This window comes from Ignisphaera sp., from assembly GCA_038831005.1.
GTDB lineage: Archaea > Thermoproteota > Thermoprotei_A > Sulfolobales > Ignisphaeraceae > Ignisphaera.
Genome location: JAWBKZ010000001.1, coordinates 138715 through 158005, shown reverse-complemented (window position 1 = coordinate 158005; position 19291 = coordinate 138715). Strand labels below are relative to the sequence as shown.

Genomic DNA, 19291 nt, shown 5'->3' with positions numbered 1-19291 from the left:
TTATGCCGAAGAACATTAAGGGATGGCTTGAAAATGTTGTTAGATATAATAGCTTGAGACCGGTACTCAGAATAAGCAGGTTTCGTAATTTTTATAGCCTTAGGGATAGAATAGAGGAGATGCACCGTAGAGATCGTATAGCAATAATAGCTGAATTCAAGATGAGATCACCCTCAGGATTAAATATAGTTAGAGATCCCACAGATTATGTAAAACATGTAGAGAAACATGTTGTAGGGATGAGTGTACTTACTGAAGAACTTTACTTTGGAGGTTCTTACAACTATCTCATATCTATAGCATCCATAACTAATTTACCCATATTGATGAAGGATATAGTGGTATCTTATAGCCAAATAGAAACAGCATACAATATAGGTGCTGACGCCATTTTGTTAATAGCATCAATACTTACCGATAGAGAACTAGATGCACTATATGAAGCTGCAAGAAGCTTCAATCTAGAAGTTCTCATAGAAGTTCATAACGAAGATGAAGCTGAACATGTTGTTGACATGGGTTTTCCAATGATTGGTGTAAACTCAAGAAATCTGATAACATTTGAGATAGATCTATCAAAAGCATACAAAGTTCTTGAAAAGATACCCAATAGAGTAACTAAAGTGGCTGAAAGTGGTATAAAGAGTAGAAAAGATATAGATTATCTAAAGAACGCTGGTGCAAAAGCTTTCTTAATAGGGACAGAAATTATGCTTAATCCAAGTAAAATATATGAATTAACAATCTAATGATCCTTTAGCTCTAATGTAGGTGTTTCACAAGAATCATAGAGATGAACTCAATAGTGTAGCTGATGTTGATAGATACACAGCTACTGTGCATAGATCTATTGTGAAAATATCTAAAGAAGACGATTGATCTCGATTGATCTATATTCAACTAAACCTATCTTGGTATAGATTGCCGAGACAGTTACTTTACCTAAAATGATTACTGTTATGTATAGTTCATGATTATTTAGATAATCCTTGTATACAGAGTATTGATGCATCCTGGATCTGGAGCCAAAGGATCTCCGAAATACGCATATGCTCTAGCTCTACAACCTCCACAAATACATCTATAGGAACAGATTCTACAAGGTAGCCCAAGATTCTCTCTATTTCTCAGCATTTTGAGTAATTTGTTTGTTTTCCATATACGTTCAAAGCTTATGTACCTAATATTCCCTAGAGCTATAGGCGTAAATACACATGGAGATACATCTCCATTTGGTTGTATAGCTGCATATATTCTTCCAGCTCCACATCCACCTATGAATTCTGCTAAAGGTTTTGTAACTATATCGCCACGGATAGCGTAGTGTGTTGGTGCTATCTCTTTACCTCCACTAATCTGGAGAACTACTCTAGCGTATTGAGGTGCCGTTATGTATATTTCGTTTTTTCTCTTCTTCATCTCTCTATATATCTTCTTCATAAAGTTCTCTCTTTCAATTGGATCGAGATCGAGATTCGGAACTTCCTTACCTCTCCCAACCGGTATATAGTTAAAGAATATTACTCTATTTACACCTATGTTTTGAGCTAAATCAAGGATTTCATCTACTTCATTTATATTGAGTTTCGTTATTGTTACAGCCATAGCACTATTTATTCCAAGTTTAACAGCATTTTCTAGAGCTTTTATAGCTCTATTCCATGAACCTTCGAGACCTCTAAATCTATCATGTTTACTTTGATAAGCAGAATCTATCGATACTTCTACATACCGTAAACCTGCTTCAGCAGCTTTCTTAAGTTCATCTATATCTGCATATCTCCAGCCATTTGTAGCTACAGCTACGTATATACCTTTCTGAGCAAGTGCTTTAACTATGGTTAGATAATCTGGATGAAGTGTTGGTTCACCACCACTTAGTGCAACAGCAGCTACACCAGCTTTATCGAGATGATCTACTAGTGCTAGTTTCTCAGAAAGTGTGAGCTCATCTTCCATATTTCTTCCTGCTTTTTGATAACAATGTATGCATTGGAGATTGCAGATGTTTGTGAAATTCCATACAACTAGAAAAGGTGCTGGAAGAATTTGTGGAATTGTTACACCATACTCTGCTATTCCTTTCATAACACATTCTACACCTCTTCTAACAGCTGGATCACTAAGCATTTCAGCAATTTCTCTACGATTGCCTCCAAGAATCTTTATACCGACATCAATGAGCATATACATAAAGTCTATAGTAAATCTCGATGTTATGGGGCATAAAACTTTAGAGCCTATGTATCTAGATAATGCGTAGTGCATATAGCTACGTTTTTCAGCTGCACCATCTACATAACATATAGTGCTATTAGTAGCATATCTTAGTAGGCTTCTCACAAGCCTATTCCCTAGAAATAATCTAATCAATGCAATAACTACATCAACACTACTTCTGCTAGACATAATAGTCCCTGACAATGGGATAGCTAGATCGTGGAGAAGTGTTTTCAGCCGCATATGTTTTCAAACGATCGTAAAACTCAGGTGTTCTAGTGGCAGGAGCGGGATCTATACGTATCTTTCTAGGTTTCTCGGGGGGGCTTCAGCTGCCTCCAGTAGATTAGTGCAATATAGGATACGAGTAGTATAGTAATGAGGAAAACTATGAGAGCGATTTTAACCTTCACTGTTTCACCATAAATTACCACTTCATTCTACCAGAGCCTAATGTATGTTTAGTCCTTCTGGTAATATTGAAGCTATATATGTGTATCCTTAATAGCACTCAAATGAAAATTAAATTAAGTATAATTTTGGATTAATTTAGAATATTGTAAGGGTCCTGATTTAATGATACTATTGGTATTTAAAGTCAGAGCTATAGATAATTTATTGTGTGTAGTATGAAGATACTTGATGCTATCACCATAATTATTCAATCCATATATGAGCAGGTTCTCAACTGTCTTAGATATGATTTACACTGCATGGATCCACCAATTATAACCTCAGGTCTTCTCGATAAATACGGAATAGATAAGTACCCTAAGAAACTCAGCTTCTGGAAAATTATTGACTACATCATTTCTAGATATAATGAAGTCGTGATTTTTAGGAGTAGATTTGGTTTATTTAAGCTTTATTTAAGTCATGACATAGAGGAAATATATAGAATTGAGAATAGTGATATCTATGTAGATGCTCTAGACTGTAACTATATAAAATGCACAATGGTGCCTAGAAGTCATGTACTTAGGATATATCTCGAGGGTATATACAACGAAAGAGTTGTCCTCAGGATAAACATAGTTACACTACTCAAGCTAGCTATAGTTGAAAATCCATATTTTAGAGAATGTCTAGAAGATTTTGTATCAGATCCTATGTCCCTTACATCGATAATGAAGATAGTGAACTGTAGCACATCAATAATAATGAAGCATAAAAATCTCTACAATCTTCTATTCAATAAACACTTAAAAACAGCTCTAGATGTAATTAAGTACTCACCTCTATTAAGAAAATACATAGAATTCAATGGACAGAGCATCAAAGAGGATGAAAAGTCTTCTAATCAATAAGTTTTCTATGCTATTGTGCTACTGATTCTAAATAGCCATATCCTTTCTATGAATACTCAGTTATAGTTTACCACTCTTCTTAACAACGATGTCTACTGCAACGTGATACCTTCTTGGAGATATACCTCTAATTACATGTCTCCCAACAACTTCTACAGGTATATTAGTGGCGCTGATTCTCTCTACAACTTTCTCTACAGCTTTCATAAATGCTTGTCTCTTGTTTTCTGCCTCAATAAATAGATGTGGATGTATATAGCCATAATCTTTAACAGCTTTAATTGCAACATCTATAGCTTCTTCAAACATATCTGGATAAGGCATCAAGATTCTATCAAATTTCTCTTTCAAAGCTGGTACTATAAGTAGTGAATCTCCATGTATAACCTCATTGAATATCGATACCTTATTTAATTCGATATTTATCCTAATGTATCTAGCTGCATAATCGTTTATATCTATTGATAGGACATAGCTTGGCTGAGCATACTTAGATAGAATTACGCTATATGGACCAAAGCCTGCAAACATATTGAGAACCTTCTCACCCTTCTTTACTTGTCTAGCTATCCTCATATGATCGTAGCTAAGAACTGGAGAGAAATAGACTTTAGTTATATCTAGTCTAAAGATACATCCATATTCTTTATATACTGTCTCGCTTCTTGCTTCACCAGCTAAATGTATATACTCTCTAATTCTTTCAGCACCATGAACAGGAGAAACAGCAAGCCAAACAGATTTGATATAGGGAAGCTGATTCAAAAGCTCTTCTCCAACAGCTTTAAAAATATCTGGAGAAAGATCAAAAGGTTTTCTAATAACAGCTATATCACCTACAATCTCAATACGTTTCCAAATCTTTTCAACATACTCGCTACCCAAGATCTTTTCAACAACTTTTTTAAGCAAAGGTTTATCGTTGTGCATGACTATTCCCATAAACATACTTTAGGTAAAATCTTTAAGCATTTAATACCAGAAACTTTATTAAATAGATTCTTTCATATATTTTGACCTTACCTATATCATACATAGATATATAGAATATGATATAAACATCTACATGCTTTTACAACAAACCTTATTAATATAAAACAATAAATCATTACATATTATCTCAAACTCGTTTCTTCAGTATTTGATATTTTCTGTAGTTAGCTACTATAGCCATTATTGCTATAAATATTGTTAACGATGTCAATACCGATTCTAGTCTTATTCCCCACGGCGTATAGTTCAATAGAAGACCTATTAATGGAACTACTGCTAATGATAACCCTATAGATAATGCTAGTCTCTCTAGTGAAGAAAGATCTTGTTCTTTCGGATACAGAGCCTCTATCAATACGTATCCAGGTAGAAAGAGGACAGATATAGATCCTAAGATATATCTCAGATATATTATCCATAAGACAGTAGGTGATAACACAACTGTTATTATTGTAGTTGCTGTTAATGTTATTGTTGTCCATAACCATAGTGTATAGTCTGGTCTTGATAAATACTCTACAAAATCTCTAGGGGGAGCTGGATCCATTAAAACTATTTTACCTGATGCTATATCGTTATAGATGTTCTTCAAAATATTGAACCTCCCTCTTCTTGCTCTATCATATAGCTCTTCTACATATTCTTCTAACGTCTTATTTTGCGATGACCTGGTCTTCACGGTATTTGCACCTTAACTATATTCACGTATAGATGGTTCCAAATACCTGTGTACATCCATTCCTTTCTATCTATATCATATATCCATAGCTCAAAGATTAACGCTATTTCATCTACATCAGTATTTCTCTCAATAGTTATCGGTATCTCCACCTTCTTAGTCACATTCTCTTTAACATCAACAAGAAATTCATATACCTTTATCGTAGGTTGAGAACTTGGTGAAGTATTTGTTGGTAATGTTTCTCTATTTCCTATCTTATACCTTACCTGCACTAGTGCTGGATAAGCTTTATGATTATATACATATACATAAAGCTCTAGATTCTGACCTGGATAAACTTTTGTTGGATACTCACCTATCTTCATCTCCTCATTTAGTATACCAAGAGCTTGAAACGGTTCCACTATCTCTGGTCTCAATATCTGTGCTATAGCTATAGCTGAACCCACAACAGTTATAGCTAGAATAACTGCTAAAACTTCTTCATCTAGTAGATTCAGTTTTAATCACCCATTTTCTTCTAGCTTTAAACCATACATAGATGTACAATCTGGGAAACACTATATAGAGAATTAGGGGTATAGAAGCTATAGCTACAACCATAGACATTTTAGCGATATTCTTGTACATAACGATAGTGGGTGCTCTTTCCCTAAGATACTCAACTTCTGTGCTTAAGTTTAAAAGCAAAAGCTTGGCATATTCTGTTCTATTGTTCTGTATAGCTTCGTGAACCTCCTTAAGCTTACAAACAATATATGAAACATCAACACCTTTTCTAGCTAGATCAGCTACCTCGATATAGAGCTTCAAGAATTCTTCAAATATACCGCTATCTGAGTGTATAGAGATACAACTACTGGAGATAGAAACAGCAAGAACTAATACCATTAGTACTATAACCATACTGTTCAACTTAATTAATGATGAATCTATACACAATATGCATTCACCAAAACCGATATAATGAATCTACAGATTCAAACCCTTTTCCTCACGAGATCTACGAATATATAGCTTTTGTAGATATTTACCAAGATAGTGTAGGATCAGAAGCATGAATCCTATGACAACACTAGTGTTTGTTATGATCATTGATAAATCTAGTACATAGGTGGTTCTCGATCTAGATATCTCAATAGATCTAACATTACCTAGAATGTCTCTAGCCATCTGCAACTGTTCTGAATATTCATTAGATATTGGTGTCATTATTGATAACCTTATGTATGTAGTTCCTTCCTGAAGAATGTACCTGTAGATTGCGTAGCTAAGTAGCATCATATTGCCTGATTTGGATATCAGCATATGGTTTATCGTGATATTACCTAGTTCTGTCCAAGATCTATGAATTCTATATCCTTGTAGTGTCACACATACGTACCATCCATGGAATTTCGTAGGTACATCAGCAACCTCTATATAGCCTAAGAATATCGTGTTGTTGTACATGAATGCTATACTCCTTATTATCGGTATACCTAATGCTGTTCCAAGTCTGGGTTCAGGTACATCTTTAAATAGAAATATGTCTGTGGAATTTAGTACAATAGTAGTGGGGTTTTCTAGAAGTTTGGGTAAACTAATCACAGAAGGTGTTGTTTGTGCTAAAGTTACTGTTGAAGCCGCTGGAGCTAGTACGTTAAACACTATGGCTATGAATAGAAGAAGAGCTATGGATCCTGAGAAAGCTATAGAGGGCTTCATATAGCTAATTGTATAGGGCTTCACTACAGCTTTCTCTTTAGATATTTTCGAGATTATGTATAGCGATAAAGCCGTAGCTATAGCTACATACAGAATAGATGGTGTGTAATGGAAAAACTTTAGAGCTTCCTCAAAACCTATAGTCCTTGTTACTAAGATTATAAGTACAAGTCTAGAGATATTCCCTAGAAAAACTGTGAGGATAGCAGAAACAATAGAGAGGGTAGTATACATAGCTTTCCTTCTGATAGACGTACTAGATTTTGAGGACAAGTATATAACCAATGGCGCTATAGAGAGTACTGATAGAAACGAAACTATACCGCTGCATATTGGAGCTATCTCAAACGATCTTTCTATTCCAGTTGAATCTTTTGTGATAAGCACTATTATTCCATTAGATTCTGTAAGTTTTGTGGATGTGATATGAGCCGCAGTTCTTGCTACGATCTCTGTGAGAAAAGATGATAGACCATCCGCAATAGGTCTAGGTATTGGTATGAGTATTAGTAGCAACATCATTGATAGAATTCCTGTCATCAATTTTCTAGATCTTAGAAAAAGAGCTAGAAAAGACCATAAGAGAAACACTATAGAGAGTGTCTTTAGCTCAATATACATTTCCGTTACCGTTTCCCCAATTACGTAGAATGTTATAGCTGTCGATAGAAACATAACTGATGTTACAGCTCTAAACACGTTTATACCTTCAATACTGAATCTATCTAATATCACCTTCAGAAAAACACCTACAGCTATAGGTAGTGCAACAACTAGATAGCTATAGTCTTCTGTAAGCATCAATCTTATGTATACATATAGGTAGTCTCTGTAGGCTATATAGAGTGTTGCTGCTAGAGCTATAGCTACAAGAATGAGTACAACAATTTTGTAGAGTCTATCACTATTCATAGGTCTCTATCCTTTATTTCTTCCGCATAACTACTTCTGGAACTAGCTCTAAAGGTGTATATATGTATCCATATCTACTGAGAATATATTTAGCTATAGCGTATCTAAGCTCTAGTGATCTACTATATATAGCTGTAAATGGTTTTGGTGGTATACATCCTTCTCTAATTATAACTTCTGCAAGTTTGTCAGCATACATAGTGTTGCTCAAAATGTATATAGAGAATATCTTAGGTTTTTTATCTATCTCGAGAATCTCTTCAACATATCCTTCATCTACTTTATGTATCGAGGTGTAATTGAATAGAGTTTGTATAGATAGTCCCTTGAATGTACGATACAGTCTATACAGAATATCTACTACTCTTCCCCTCAGACTTATCACAATATCTCCTACTACGAGAATAACTGTACACCCAGTTGTAGGAGACCTCTTGAATATATCTAAACAGAGTTTAACTAAATTAAACGCTATTCTGTCGAGATCAAGAACACTAGAAGCATACAGATCTGTTATAACAATAGGTTCAAGTCCTTCTTCAGCAACATTGTATATCTTCTCATAAACCGTCGACCCAAATTCTTTAACGACCATGATGCCTCTGCTTATTGATTTCTTCCAGTGTATATGTTTAATTGAATCTCCTGCGGTATAGTATCTAACACCCATATACTCGCCCCATCTACTTCTCCTAAAAACATCATCACCTCTACCAACCATATGCGATAACTCTTCTAGAACTGATGCAAATCTTTCAACGATTCTTAGAGCATAGGGATGTGCTCTAGCTCTATGTATGTACTCACGAATAATATCTACAGCCTTTCTACCACTCATAGATACTGCTATAGCTCCTAGATCTAAACTGTATACAGCTACTTCTACATTGGATAAGAAACTCTCTATATCTTGAACCTCTAGGAATGTTTTTTCCACAGCTTCAACAATATATTGAACCATGGGAATAGCTTTGTATTCTATAAAGTATTTAGCTATATATCTACCAGCAAACCCCAGTCCATCAAAAACATACACAGAGAGATCTACAACATTTCTACCGGTATGTTTAGCTGGAAACTCAAGGTGTATTATCGATCTACCTTTAACAACATATATGTTACTACCGAAGCTATGATCGATAATCACGTATGATTTGATAGGTGTATAGACTTCTATAGTCACAGAAGCTTTTCTGTCTACAGGAATTGTATCCGATAGCGCTAAGATTTTAGTGTAAGATTTTGAAAGAATTACATAGCTGTAGAAGATATAGCCGAAGGTGGACAATATAACGACAACTATAGGTATAGATACTTGAGGATATATAAAGACCGCAAGTAGCGATACAAGAGAATACCTAGCTACAGTAACAGATGAAGGACCTAGTAGACCTCTTTTTCCAGCACCAGGTGCTCTCAACACGAAGGGTGTAGCTATAGCTAGAGGAAGCGATAGGTAGACTCCTTGATGATTCACCGTAGACATAAAAATTAACGATACATATATAGCGATAGGTAGGAGATATCTGAACCTTCTGTAAACCAGGAATATAGCTATAGGTACCAATGGTACAGATATGATGATTATGCCTACATTAAATGTGAGATAAAGTATAGATACTATAGCATAGAGCACAACAAAACTGTCTATAACTTGATAAAGCTTAACCTCTTCTTTCTGCATAACGCATCACTACCAATATAGATAAAAGAAGTATGTATATAGATAATCCTATGGAGATATGATCCTTGGTTAGATTTAGGGGAACTATAACGTTATAGCTATACTTGATAATGTCTATAGGGCTTAACTCCAGGTAATCAATAACTATATACATTCTCCTGAACTCCACCAATGTCTCTAGAAACTTTCTGTTATTCGCATTCTCTATATTGATCAGCTTGTTACTAAATAGATCTAGATCAGATATAAGCCACAGCTCTCCTTTACCTACTTTAAAAGAACATATCGTTATATACATCCCCATTTCTTCGCCTAGAGAATAATAGTTATTACCATCTATATCAGCATAAGCGTATACAGATGTTGTACCTCTAGTAGAAAAAGCACTAGATACATCACTTATAACTATATGTGATGGACTATACATAGCTACCCTATACATATGCACACTATTATTGATGTTGATCTCTAGGGTTATCAGGGGGTACACTCTTGAATCTAGTTTATGTACCTCATCAAGTACTTTTGTCTTCTCAATTCTAGCTCTTATACCTATAAACTCCATAAACTCATTAATGTAGCCAGCCTCATTGAGGATAACCACAGTATTACCTCTATTCAGTATATCTTTAATCCACTCATATCTAGCTCTATCCATACCTCTGGCTATGGGTAGAAATACTACAGAATTGTTTTCAATACTTTTGAGACCCCTAATTACGGTAACTCTATCTGTAATAGATAGAAGTTCTGAATATCCATCGTCGTACGTGTTATATGGGCTATAGGGGGTTGTGGAAGACATGTTCATGACTATAGATATTGATGTTGTTAGAATTGACAGAACTATGATCAGTAGAGCTTCTCTATCAATCTTCAAGATCTTTTAACCTTTTAACAATTTTTTTGGCTTCAGATACATCTAAATCGTGATTTGAATATAGATCCTCTTCATAGATATCTAGAAACTTTTTAACAAAACTCTTTACAGGTTTTACAACAGTTCTATCAAATCTAGTGTAGAACTCTCTAAGAGTTTCCGAACTTTTTGGAGGTTCTATATATCTAGATATCAAAGCTATGAAGACTCTATAGAGATCACCTAACTTAGTTTTTCTGAATCTAGGTCTAGCTATATCGATTACAGTTGTCTCTCCACTATATCTAGAGATAGCCCTTCTTACACCTGAACCAAGAGTTCTCAGCGATATAGCGATATATCTCGAGCTCGAAGGTGATGTCAAGGCTATTCCTACCACAAGTACTGTTAGAGTAGTTACTGGTAGATTAACTATGTATATGTATCCTTCAACATCTGTGGGTATGTAGTTAGGATCCTCGGATTTAACTTCGATATATATGCTGTATCTCCAAAAAAGAATTGTTGGAGGTGTATCTATAGAGATAGAGAATCTAGGTTTATCTATATGTCTGTAGCTTGCTACAAGTTTACCATCTAAATATATATTAACACTATAGAGAGTTGGTGAATCTACATACAGATTAATTAAGGGTTTTGCCAAAGGTATTATACTAAATTTGCTGACATCTGCGATAACTGGTACCCTATGCTTAACAACAGCGAAAACCGAGCTATGTACTAGAGGTACGTATTTTCCTCCAGCTTCTGTTACGAAGATAAGTTTGTGGTATCCTATAGAGAGATTCTGAATCTCTATAGAGAGCCTGTTCTCCCCTATATCTATAGTTGTATTTGTAATGAATGTGTCACTAGATATTCTATCGAGATATATCGAGAGGTTTAAAGGAGCATCAACACCAGATATTATTTGAAGTTCTATCACCTGACCTGGGTAAACATAGTTTGGTACTAAAAACTGTATGTTTGGGCGTCTATATACAATTGAAAGATTAGTTAATTTGTGACCACCTATGGTCTTATTCTCTACTGATGCTCTAGCTATAACCATTAAAACAGCATCTTTAATTGTTAAAGGATTTATACCTCTAGCCAGAAGCTCTTCAGCTGATGGTGCAATCATTTCTATAGCTATTGATCTATCTACCGATACTATCCCTGATACCTCTCTACTTACAACACCTCCGTATATGGATATCAGTGTCAAGTTTATATTCTCTACAAGAGCTCTAGTAACTATAGATATGTTTACAGTATACCTGCTACCACCTTCAACAATATCTGGGTAATCTATATGTATATACAGCTCTTCACCATATTCACCATGTAGATACAGTTGAGTGAGATCCATAATTATTGTTCTCAACTTTGTGTCCAGATTAGCTACACTATCCATAGTGTTTCTGGTCATTATGTACCTAGATGCCTGATCTATGAACATATTCGAAAGCTTGTTGATATAGTTTGTTACAGCAATTTCTAGATCTGACCTGGCTATCTCAAGTCTGTATATAGCGGCTAGCAGATTTGTTTTATTTACCGAATCTTTTGACTTCATTGCCTCTATATCGATAAGAATGTCTATAATGTTCATTAGTGTGGTGTACGTTTTTCTATGCATGCTATATATATCTGTTGGTAGAGATAATACTAGCGCTTCTCCACATAAAGCTTCAGCTTTTCCGTACTCGTTAATCAATACACTGTATAGAGTATCTTGAAGTAATTTAAAGAGTGGAGCAGGATCTATGCTTAAAGATTCTATAGATTGTGTATAGATATAGCTAATGTGTGTCAGAAGTAGAGCTATCTGAAGAACTGTATAAGGTATTGCGATATACCTAGCTATTCTTTTTATAGATCTCATCTGTATTTTAATCAACCCTCTATGCTTAAGCTTGCTAATGAATTATTTAAGTATATACGGAGAACTATGTACATCACCGTATTACTTCTAAAACTATCAGTACTCTAAAGAGTACCATAGCTGTGAACACCGTTAATAACGCTATATCTACAGCTAACATTTTTGCTCTACTTCTTATCGAATTATCTATAGCTGTGAATATGAAGTAAATCAGTATAGCAACAGATAGATAGGCATCTGGTCTAGATTCTCCGACAAGTACAAGAAATATCGTTAGTATTGATGTAAGGAGAGCATAAACAATTAGACTTACTATAACTCTATTCACATCATTCACCTAAAATCTTCGCAATAATTTTATAGCTTTCAGCTGTAATAACTTCATCAACTATCTCTATATCATTCTTAAAATGGTGTGCCAATAATGTGAGTACATATACTCTGATAATGTTTATTGGTGTCTTCATCATCTCTAGAGCTTTTTCTGATAATTTACTCAACTCTATAGATATAGTATCGTTCTCCTTAGTTATAGCTACTTCTCTACACAGGTACGAGGTATCTATGAATATCTTTCTAAATCCATCAACCACATCACTAGATTCACCAACAACTTTTGATATGTAATCAAGTATGTTTGTAATCGGTAGAGCTATATAAGGAACTCTATCAAGCATATTTACACCTACCGATATGTTTCTACTACACGGTATTACCCTTTCTGAAAATACTATAACTCTATCCTCTAGACATAACTTGATCTTGTGGCTACCCACAATACCTGTATCCTCTAGAACTGATGTATAGAATAGATTTAGATCATGGATATAGTGCTCCAACATTTCTTCTAATGGCTCTCTATACGTTGTACCAACTGCTGTTGACACGACACCTACGACTAGTATGGAAAGCGACACTCCTATAACTCTGTCGTTGCTGATCAGTACCCCATAGACGATGAATAGAGAGGATATAGAGATAATAGCTAGGCCTATAATAATATATCTGTTCTCCATAGTGAACATCTCTATGCCTCATACCGATATATAGGGCTGTGACTTCATTCTTTAGGAACCTCAACTTTCTGTAGAGCTTCTCTAACTATGTCTTCAGGTTTCACACCTTCTGCTACAGCTTCTTCAGATAAAATAATTCTGTGTGAGAGAACTTCTACAGCTATCTCCTTTATGTCGTCTGGAATAACATAGTCTCTTTTATCTATAAGTGCTAAAGCTTTTGCTACTCTATAGAGGTATATAGATCCTCTGTGACTTAACCCAAGTTTGTTGTATTTGTGGTTTCTGATATAGTTAGCTATGTCGGCTATGTACCTGATTATTCTCTCATCTATGTATATACCTCTAGAAACAAAGGTTTGTAGCTCTACATATTCCTCTATGCTAACAACTTTATCTACACCAGAAGCATCTACAATATACAGCTGATCAGCTTTCTTAACCATTTCCATTTCTTCCTCTACAGGATTGTATGGAGATACACATCTAATCCAAAATCTATCTCGAAGGGTGAGAACTAGAGGATACACACCTACCTCTTCTTCTATCGGGATCTCGGTAGCTATAACGTGAAACGGTTTCGGAAGATCATGTACAACACCATCTACAGTAACTTGGAGTTCAGCCATAGCTTGAAGAAGAGCTGATTGTACACGCGTAGGAGTTCTATTAAGTTCATCAAACATCAGTATATTAGTGAATACAGGACCTTTCACAAATCTTCTGGTTCCGTCAAGAGCATAGATATAGTAGCCAGTTAGATCTGTGGGCAATATATCTGGATTACCTTGGACACGAGTAAATACACCCCCAATAGCTCTAGCGATACTCTTTGTTATCAAAGTTTTTGCTGTTCCAGGTGGACCCTCTATAAGCACATGACCACCAGCGATAAGTGTTGCTAGTATATGTTTCAATAGAATTGCCTTACCCACAATCACTCTAGATATAGACCTTATTATCTCACTAGTTATTTTTGAAGCTCTATCTAGATCCATAAATAAACACCTAGGTGATTTCTCTCAATCCCTAGAAGATATTTATTCCAGTTTAAGAACCTTACGGATAGACTATTAAGCAAAATAACGTGCACTACATACCGTGAAGTATAGTACTTGCTATTGATTCAATTCTATGTAGTCGACCACTAGAGGCATAATTCCTCTAAACTTAATTTAGATCATAAACAGAAACACTATGGTTAAGGATATGAAAATCGATACCTTTAGTGGTGTTAGTGCTAAGCATATCCTTATAGGTCTATCCATAGCCTTGTTTACGCATATGCTCACCATTTCGGCATGTGTTTGGTGGTGGGAAGTCTATAAACTCAATATAGACTGGAGGCTTCATATAGAGAGACCTGTGCCATCAATTCTCTACATATTTTATGCACCTTCATGGTTTTGGGTAGACCTGGTTATATCCGTTATAGTGTTCTCGTCCTACACGGTTCTACTGGTCTTCACGGTACTTCTAGCTAAAGCGCTGGGTATGCCGAAGTCCAGGTTCGTGGTGGCTGTAACTGTGTACACGGTTCTTCTTCTCGCTAACTGGATTTGGTACGAGATATTCAGAGCCAACATAAAAGGTGCCGATAAAGTGAATCCAAAACCTGATACATCTTTCTATCTGCTCTGGGGAGATGCGATGTACATGTTTACAGCTTTCCTCAGCTTCACAATAACCCTCGTCTTCATAGCCAGAACAGCTTTAACGAAAATAGGGAGGGGTGAACATCATGGGTAGAGCCAGAGGATCTGTTTTCTGGATACTCCTAGTACTAGAACTATACATAGTAATACTCATAGTCAACTATATATGGATAAACCTAGTTGCTGAAGTTGCTGGTGAAAGATTTCTTGAATGGTATTTTCCTTCACCGTTCTATCTCTGGAGTAAACCTATATATACATGGTCTGGAATGGCTTATTTCTTAATACTTACGGCACTAGCTGTAGTCATAGGTATAGTGACGTATGAAGAGTTGAAGAGAGATCGCTAGAGTGGGACGGTGATATAGATGCGCTACTGCGGAAGAATTACACATACATGAATTACCGCTACTGCATCTTATTTTCTCAATTCGTTAGCTCTGTTCTCTATAATGACTGCTACTGCCCCCGAATAAGATTCTGCGCAAATTTTGCTTCTTTCTCCATAACACTCTAGAGCAGTGTTAGTATGAGTTGTTTTATGGTTTCGTAGCTATAGGATATTTTAGTTTATTTATCGGATCTATACCTTAGTGTAATCGTATCAGAGGATTTGGCTAGATACTATGGGTAACAGTCTTAGAGCCTTAATACATACGTTCCTAGCACTGCTAGCTATTTTCTTGCGTAGTAGAGTCTTTATTCTTTTTGTAATCTCCATATCGCTGCCGATAGCTATAGCAACGGTTCTCTCTAGCTCTATAGCCACTCTGTATAGGCAAACTGAATTAGTTCTAGATCTCTACAGTAGACAGTCCTCAGTTTACGTGGATATGCCTTCTTACAGCAATTGTACAGTAATTCGTGTTCTCTATTTAGATATTTTGTATAGAGATAAGAATTTCACCATACAGATGCATTCTATAGACAACCTCAATATATATAGAGAGATTACGGGTATCAGGATATCCAAGCAGATGAAAAACGGTTACAAATATTTTCTCTCTATAGGTCGAGGTGTAGCTGAACTCTATGGCATCGATGTAGGTTCAGATATTGCTGTATGTATAGAGGGCTACTGTATCAATAGAACTGTTGTAGCTCTACACGATGGTAATGGATATCTAGGCTACATAGCTATCACAAGCGGTATAGACGGTTATGGACATACTGTTAACTTCTGTAGAAGCTACCATAACTACGCAATACGAAGTATAGTTGAAGACCTTGGCAAAAGTATAGAATCTATTGCAGGATTTCTTTCTATAGCTACTGTAGCTCCCTACCTCATAGCTGTGTATCTGGCTATAGATAGGGTATGGAACCTATATAGAGATGAGGTAACAGTGCTCTACAATATGGGTTTAGACAGAATATCTCTGAAACTATGTTTCTATCTAGCTGTCCTATCTATAGCATGTATAGGTATACTCTATGGTGTTTCAGTAGGTGTTGTAGCTCTACATATAGGTCTATGGATCTTGAAGCTCCTAGGTGTGTACATGTTTACTATTTCTCTACCTACGTTCAGTTCGTTGATGATACCCATAACAATAAATCTGTTGACCATAACCTTGTCTGTAGCGATAATTATTGGAAGAACTGGTGATGGATTTTGATGTGGATGGTAGAGATACTGAAACTCGTGAGCATTAAAAGCTGTATTCTCGTATTCACGTCCATACTTATTACATCAACAGTTCTACTAACTGTTTTAGGTTATCTACAGTCTCTGTACAACATCTATGAAGAGATAGCATATCCTGAAGTATTTAGAGAAAAACCTGTAGTAGTGGTATCTAGTTATGCTCTTGCTCCCTTCACATCACTCGTATCTACAGATGTTCTCAAAAACATGCTTAAAGATGCTCAAGATGTTGAATATATTTTCTACCAAATCCTGGCAATAGTCTACATCAATAACTCTAGAGCTGTAATTGTTAGAGGTATCGAGGCTAAAGATCTTAAGATTATTGCAGACTATAGAATCATTGATGGTAGAGATATAGATGAGTATTGTTTCTACTGCATATGGGTAGGCAAAAATATTGCTGAAGAGCTTAACATACGTGTTGGAGATATCATCGTGCTTTCATCTCCTTTCTTGTCTATACCTCTTATCCTAAGAGTCTCAGGGATAATAGATGCTGGATACCCCTATAATTATGAACTCTTATCCTCGATAAGTTTGGCACAATCTATCAGAGGTGTAGCTAGAGGCTATGTATCTATGGCTGTTGTAGTGTTTAGCTCGAGAGAAGATTATCTAGTTTTTGCTGAAAGACTTGGTCTACATAGAGATAGAATGTCTCTAATGGAAAGAGCTATTGTAGCTTTAAAGTATATTGGTAGAGAAATCAGGCCTCATATATATGAGCATATGACTGAAATGCTTGTATCTAGACTAGGTTTACCTAGAGATATCTACATACTCATCTCTTTTGCAACAGCCTTCATAATGTCTATAGGTCTATACATGATCGGTCAATCAATTGCTACAATAAACAGCCATAATCTCGAGGTACTGTATGAACAAGGTGTATCTAGTATCAAGATAAAGATATCTCTAGCCATAGTTCTAGCCATATTTATAGCTACATCAATAAAGCTATCTTTAATAGCCACTAGAATGCTCTCAAACATTATTTCTCTAACAATAGTAGGTTACCCACTTAAGGTAGCTATATCAAAGGATATCCTTCTAGCTACATCAATATACATACTATTCTTCACACTCATTGGACTTGCTATGGTGAAGATACATGGATATAGAGAAGAAACTATATAGAGCATCTATAGCTCTTTTAGCAACCATAGTTTTTGCCGTAATACTTAGAGTAACTCCTACAACAGTCTATAATCAACCTTTTTCAACAGATGTATGGCCTTTGATAAAAGTGAGTAGAACTATTGTCGAGAACCCTGAAGCACGTATATGGATGGATGACCGTTTTGATGGATACAACAATAGGTGGCCAGGTTTACCTATATCTATAGCGATATACTCGCTAGTGACTGGAACAAACGTAGAGATAATCTATCGCTACCTATATGTGATAGTTGTAACATCTATACAGATCCTCTCTATATACCTCTTAATGAATACTGTAAATCTTCGTAAAGGTATAGCTATTGCCATAACGTTGTACTATGTATCTACACCATCTCTAGCCTTATTCTCGTCATCTATACTCAAAGAGGTCTATGCCCATGTTTTTCTCTATCTAATCCTTTTGACTATGGTTGTCTCGATAGAGAGGAGAAGAATTGATTTCACTACTTACTTTATTCTATTTCTTCTCTTCATAACAATATCTACTACACATCACTTTACATCGCTTCTAACTCTAGAGTTCATGATCAGCACTATAATTATAGTAATGATCTACTATATCGTAGAAAAGCCGAAGAAACGAGAAGATATATGGAAAGGATTCAAACTACTTATATCTTCTTCAAGTATTTTTGCAATAGCGTTCGCTCTTTACTATTTTATTTACGGTGGATACGGTTTTAGATATAGAATAGCTGTTGAGGACATAGCTCTATATGTATTCTATACATTATTTGTCTATATAAGCTATGCCCTGGTTATCCAACTTGGTATCGGAAAAACCTCTACCCTCTCTATAACCTCTATAGTCATATTCATGACTGTAGCTATCATTGTCTATTCACTGGCTTATGGAGTAACTTTTGAAAGAATCGATATTGTTCCATACATAGTGCCTCTAGCCATACCGCTACCGCTTTTCTGTTTCTTACCTAAAGAAATGGATATAGGTAGAGCTCTAATTTTGGGGATAGCTACAGCACTTTCTATAAACATTATGTATATATATTTCAGTCGACCAGAGCTTATGGAGATATTCCACAGAATTCTAAACTATCTTCCGTTAATGAGTTCGTTTCTCATGGGATACATTGTCTCTAGAGTTCGCAACAGTATTTTAAAGATCTTTATATTCTTCATAGTTTCGATAACTGTGTTGATGAACGTAATTAGTGTATGCAACATTGTTTTAGGTAGAGATAGAACTATTTTCTACTGGATCTATAGAGAATCAGAAGTACATAGCTTAAACTATATGTATATCTCATCTATAGATAACACCAAGATTCTAGGAGACGCTAAAGTATTCTACTTTATGGGTAGCAGAAGATATGTATATCCTCTTGCTCTAATCAACTACCTTTACACCAATAGAGGCTATAGAGATTCTCTAGTTATTCTCTATAGAGATAACTTCGATAAAGGATATGTAATATCTCTAACGATACACAACATAAAGAGTTTGGTGATGTATATTAATACATTGAATAGAGTTTATGATTGTAGAACAGTATTAGGATTGTTAATGAGGTAGA

At 35.5% G+C, this 19291-nt stretch carries 19 protein-coding genes; 7 read left to right on the top strand and 12 right to left on the bottom strand.

Going from position 1 to position 19291, the window contains the following annotated elements:
* Positions 1 to 2: 2 nt before the first annotated feature.
* Positions 3 to 749 (top strand): indole-3-glycerol phosphate synthase TrpC, encoded by a 747-nt coding sequence (trpC, locus tag QXK50_00810; GenBank protein ID MEM2007703.1) that lies wholly within the window; start codon positions 3 to 5, stop codon positions 747 to 749.
* Between the two features lie 229 nt (positions 750 to 978).
* Here the strand turns inward: trpC and QXK50_00805 are convergent, their stop codons facing one another.
* Entirely contained in the window at positions 979 to 2409 is a 1431-nt protein-coding gene (locus QXK50_00805) for a radical SAM protein (protein MEM2007702.1), read from the bottom strand.
* A 440-nt stretch (positions 2410 to 2849) separates the two neighbouring features.
* Between QXK50_00805 and QXK50_00800 the strand changes: the two genes are divergently transcribed.
* The gene (locus tag QXK50_00800) at positions 2850 to 3527 is read left to right on the top strand and encodes a hypothetical protein (protein ID MEM2007701.1); all 678 of its coding nucleotides are present in this window, start codon (positions 2850 to 2852) and stop codon (positions 3525 to 3527) included.
* Positions 3528 to 3587: 60 nt separating this feature from the next.
* Here QXK50_00800 and QXK50_00795 read toward each other — a convergent pair whose 3' ends face one another.
* From QXK50_00795 to QXK50_00745, 11 genes are all read right to left on the bottom strand, one after another.
* Positions 3588 to 4457 carry a class I SAM-dependent methyltransferase family protein gene (locus QXK50_00795; protein ID MEM2007700.1) on the bottom strand — a complete coding sequence of 290 codons (870 nt, stop codon included), beginning with the start codon at positions 4455 to 4457 and terminating at the stop codon, positions 3588 to 3590.
* A 190-nt stretch (positions 4458 to 4647) separates the two neighbouring features.
* On the bottom strand, positions 4648 to 5199 hold the full coding sequence (locus tag QXK50_00790; protein ID MEM2007699.1) for a DUF1616 domain-containing protein: 552 nt from the start codon (positions 5197 to 5199) through the stop codon (positions 4648 to 4650).
* Positions 5196 to 5669 (bottom strand): DUF1616 domain-containing protein, encoded by a 474-nt coding sequence (locus tag QXK50_00785; protein ID MEM2007698.1) that lies wholly within the window; start codon positions 5667 to 5669, stop codon positions 5196 to 5198. Before QXK50_00785 ends, QXK50_00790 begins: the two co-directional genes overlap by 4 nt.
* Before the next feature lie 16 nt (positions 5670 to 5685).
* Positions 5686 to 6144 carry a hypothetical protein gene (locus QXK50_00780; protein MEM2007697.1) on the bottom strand — a complete coding sequence of 153 codons (459 nt, stop codon included), beginning with the start codon at positions 6142 to 6144 and terminating at the stop codon, positions 5686 to 5688.
* A 30-nt stretch (positions 6145 to 6174) separates the two neighbouring features.
* On the bottom strand, positions 6175 to 7821 hold the full coding sequence (locus QXK50_00775) for an archaeosortase/exosortase family protein (GenBank protein MEM2007696.1): 1647 nt from the start codon (positions 7819 to 7821) through the stop codon (positions 6175 to 6177).
* A 13-nt stretch (positions 7822 to 7834) separates the two neighbouring features.
* Positions 7835 to 9505, bottom strand: coding sequence for a DUF58 domain-containing protein (locus QXK50_00770; GenBank protein ID MEM2007695.1), 1671 nt, complete (start codon positions 9503 to 9505; stop codon positions 7835 to 7837).
* Positions 9486 to 10385: a hypothetical protein gene (locus QXK50_00765; GenBank protein MEM2007694.1), complete on the bottom strand. Its 900-nt coding sequence runs from the start codon at positions 10383 to 10385 to the stop codon at positions 9486 to 9488. Before QXK50_00765 ends, QXK50_00770 begins: the two co-directional genes overlap by 20 nt.
* Positions 10375 to 12252: a hypothetical protein gene (locus tag QXK50_00760; GenBank protein MEM2007693.1), complete on the bottom strand. Its 1878-nt coding sequence runs from the start codon at positions 12250 to 12252 to the stop codon at positions 10375 to 10377. The genes QXK50_00765 and QXK50_00760 overlap by 11 nt, the downstream gene beginning before the upstream one ends.
* Before the next feature lie 73 nt (positions 12253 to 12325).
* Entirely contained in the window at positions 12326 to 12580 is a 255-nt protein-coding gene (locus tag QXK50_00755) for a hypothetical protein (protein MEM2007692.1), read from the bottom strand.
* Position 12581: 1 nt separating this feature from the next.
* A complete protein-coding gene (locus QXK50_00750; protein MEM2007691.1) occupies positions 12582 to 13268 on the bottom strand; it encodes a hypothetical protein in 687 nt (228 codons plus the stop codon).
* Between the two features lie 44 nt (positions 13269 to 13312).
* Positions 13313 to 14266, bottom strand: a complete 954-nt coding sequence (locus QXK50_00745; protein ID MEM2007690.1) for a MoxR family ATPase — start codon at positions 14264 to 14266, stop codon at positions 13313 to 13315.
* Between the two features lie 211 nt (positions 14267 to 14477).
* On the opposite strand from QXK50_00745, the gene QXK50_00740 reads away from it, so the two are divergent.
* The 5 genes from QXK50_00740 (at position 14478) to QXK50_00720 (ending at position 19290) form a co-directional block, all read left to right on the top strand.
* Positions 14478 to 15017: a hypothetical protein gene (locus tag QXK50_00740; protein ID MEM2007689.1), complete on the top strand. Its 540-nt coding sequence runs from the start codon at positions 14478 to 14480 to the stop codon at positions 15015 to 15017.
* Positions 15010 to 15273 (top strand): hypothetical protein, encoded by a 264-nt coding sequence (locus QXK50_00735; protein MEM2007688.1) that lies wholly within the window; start codon positions 15010 to 15012, stop codon positions 15271 to 15273. The genes QXK50_00740 and QXK50_00735 overlap by 8 nt, the downstream gene beginning before the upstream one ends.
* Positions 15274 to 15549: 276 nt before the next feature.
* A complete protein-coding gene (locus tag QXK50_00730) occupies positions 15550 to 16542 on the top strand; it encodes a hypothetical protein (GenBank protein ID MEM2007687.1) in 993 nt (330 codons plus the stop codon).
* Entirely contained in the window at positions 16539 to 17711 is a 1173-nt protein-coding gene (locus tag QXK50_00725; GenBank protein MEM2007686.1) for a hypothetical protein, read from the top strand. The genes QXK50_00730 and QXK50_00725 overlap by 4 nt, the downstream gene beginning before the upstream one ends.
* On the top strand, positions 17686 to 19290 hold the full coding sequence (locus QXK50_00720; GenBank protein ID MEM2007685.1) for a hypothetical protein: 1605 nt from the start codon (positions 17686 to 17688) through the stop codon (positions 19288 to 19290). The genes QXK50_00725 and QXK50_00720 overlap by 26 nt, the downstream gene beginning before the upstream one ends.
* Position 19291: the final 1 nt, after the last annotated feature.

Excerpts from the sequence above, each read along its gene's own strand:
- QXK50_00805 (MEM2007702.1), bottom strand. The coding sequence starts at position 2,409 with ATGTCTAGCAGAAGTAGTGTTGATGTAGTTATTGCATTGATTAGATTA.
- QXK50_00740 (MEM2007689.1), top strand. The coding sequence starts at position 14,478 with ATGAAAATCGATACCTTTAGTGGTGTTAGTGCTAAGCATATCCTTATA.
- QXK50_00745 (MEM2007690.1), bottom strand. The coding sequence starts at position 14,266 with ATGGATCTAGATAGAGCTTCAAAAATAACTAGTGAGATAATAAGGTCT.
- QXK50_00770 (MEM2007695.1), bottom strand. The coding sequence starts at position 9,505 with ATGCAGAAAGAAGAGGTTAAGCTTTATCAAGTTATAGACAGTTTTGTT.
- QXK50_00775 (MEM2007696.1), bottom strand. The coding sequence starts at position 7,821 with ATGAATAGTGATAGACTCTACAAAATTGTTGTACTCATTCTTGTAGCT.
- QXK50_00760 (MEM2007693.1), bottom strand. The coding sequence starts at position 12,252 with ATGAGATCTATAAAAAGAATAGCTAGGTATATCGCAATACCTTATACA.
- QXK50_00795 (MEM2007700.1), bottom strand. The coding sequence starts at position 4,457 with ATGCACAACGATAAACCTTTGCTTAAAAAAGTTGTTGAAAAGATCTTG.
- QXK50_00750 (MEM2007691.1), bottom strand. The coding sequence starts at position 13,268 with ATGGAGAACAGATATATTATTATAGGCCTAGCTATTATCTCTATATCC.
- QXK50_00735 (MEM2007688.1), top strand. The coding sequence starts at position 15,010 with ATGGGTAGAGCCAGAGGATCTGTTTTCTGGATACTCCTAGTACTAGAA.
- QXK50_00720 (MEM2007685.1), top strand. The coding sequence starts at position 17,686 with ATGGATATAGAGAAGAAACTATATAGAGCATCTATAGCTCTTTTAGCA.
- QXK50_00800 (MEM2007701.1), top strand. The coding sequence starts at position 2,850 with ATGAAGATACTTGATGCTATCACCATAATTATTCAATCCATATATGAG.
- trpC (MEM2007703.1), top strand. The coding sequence starts at position 3 with ATGCCGAAGAACATTAAGGGATGGCTTGAAAATGTTGTTAGATATAAT.
- QXK50_00730 (MEM2007687.1), top strand. The coding sequence starts at position 15,550 with ATGGGTAACAGTCTTAGAGCCTTAATACATACGTTCCTAGCACTGCTA.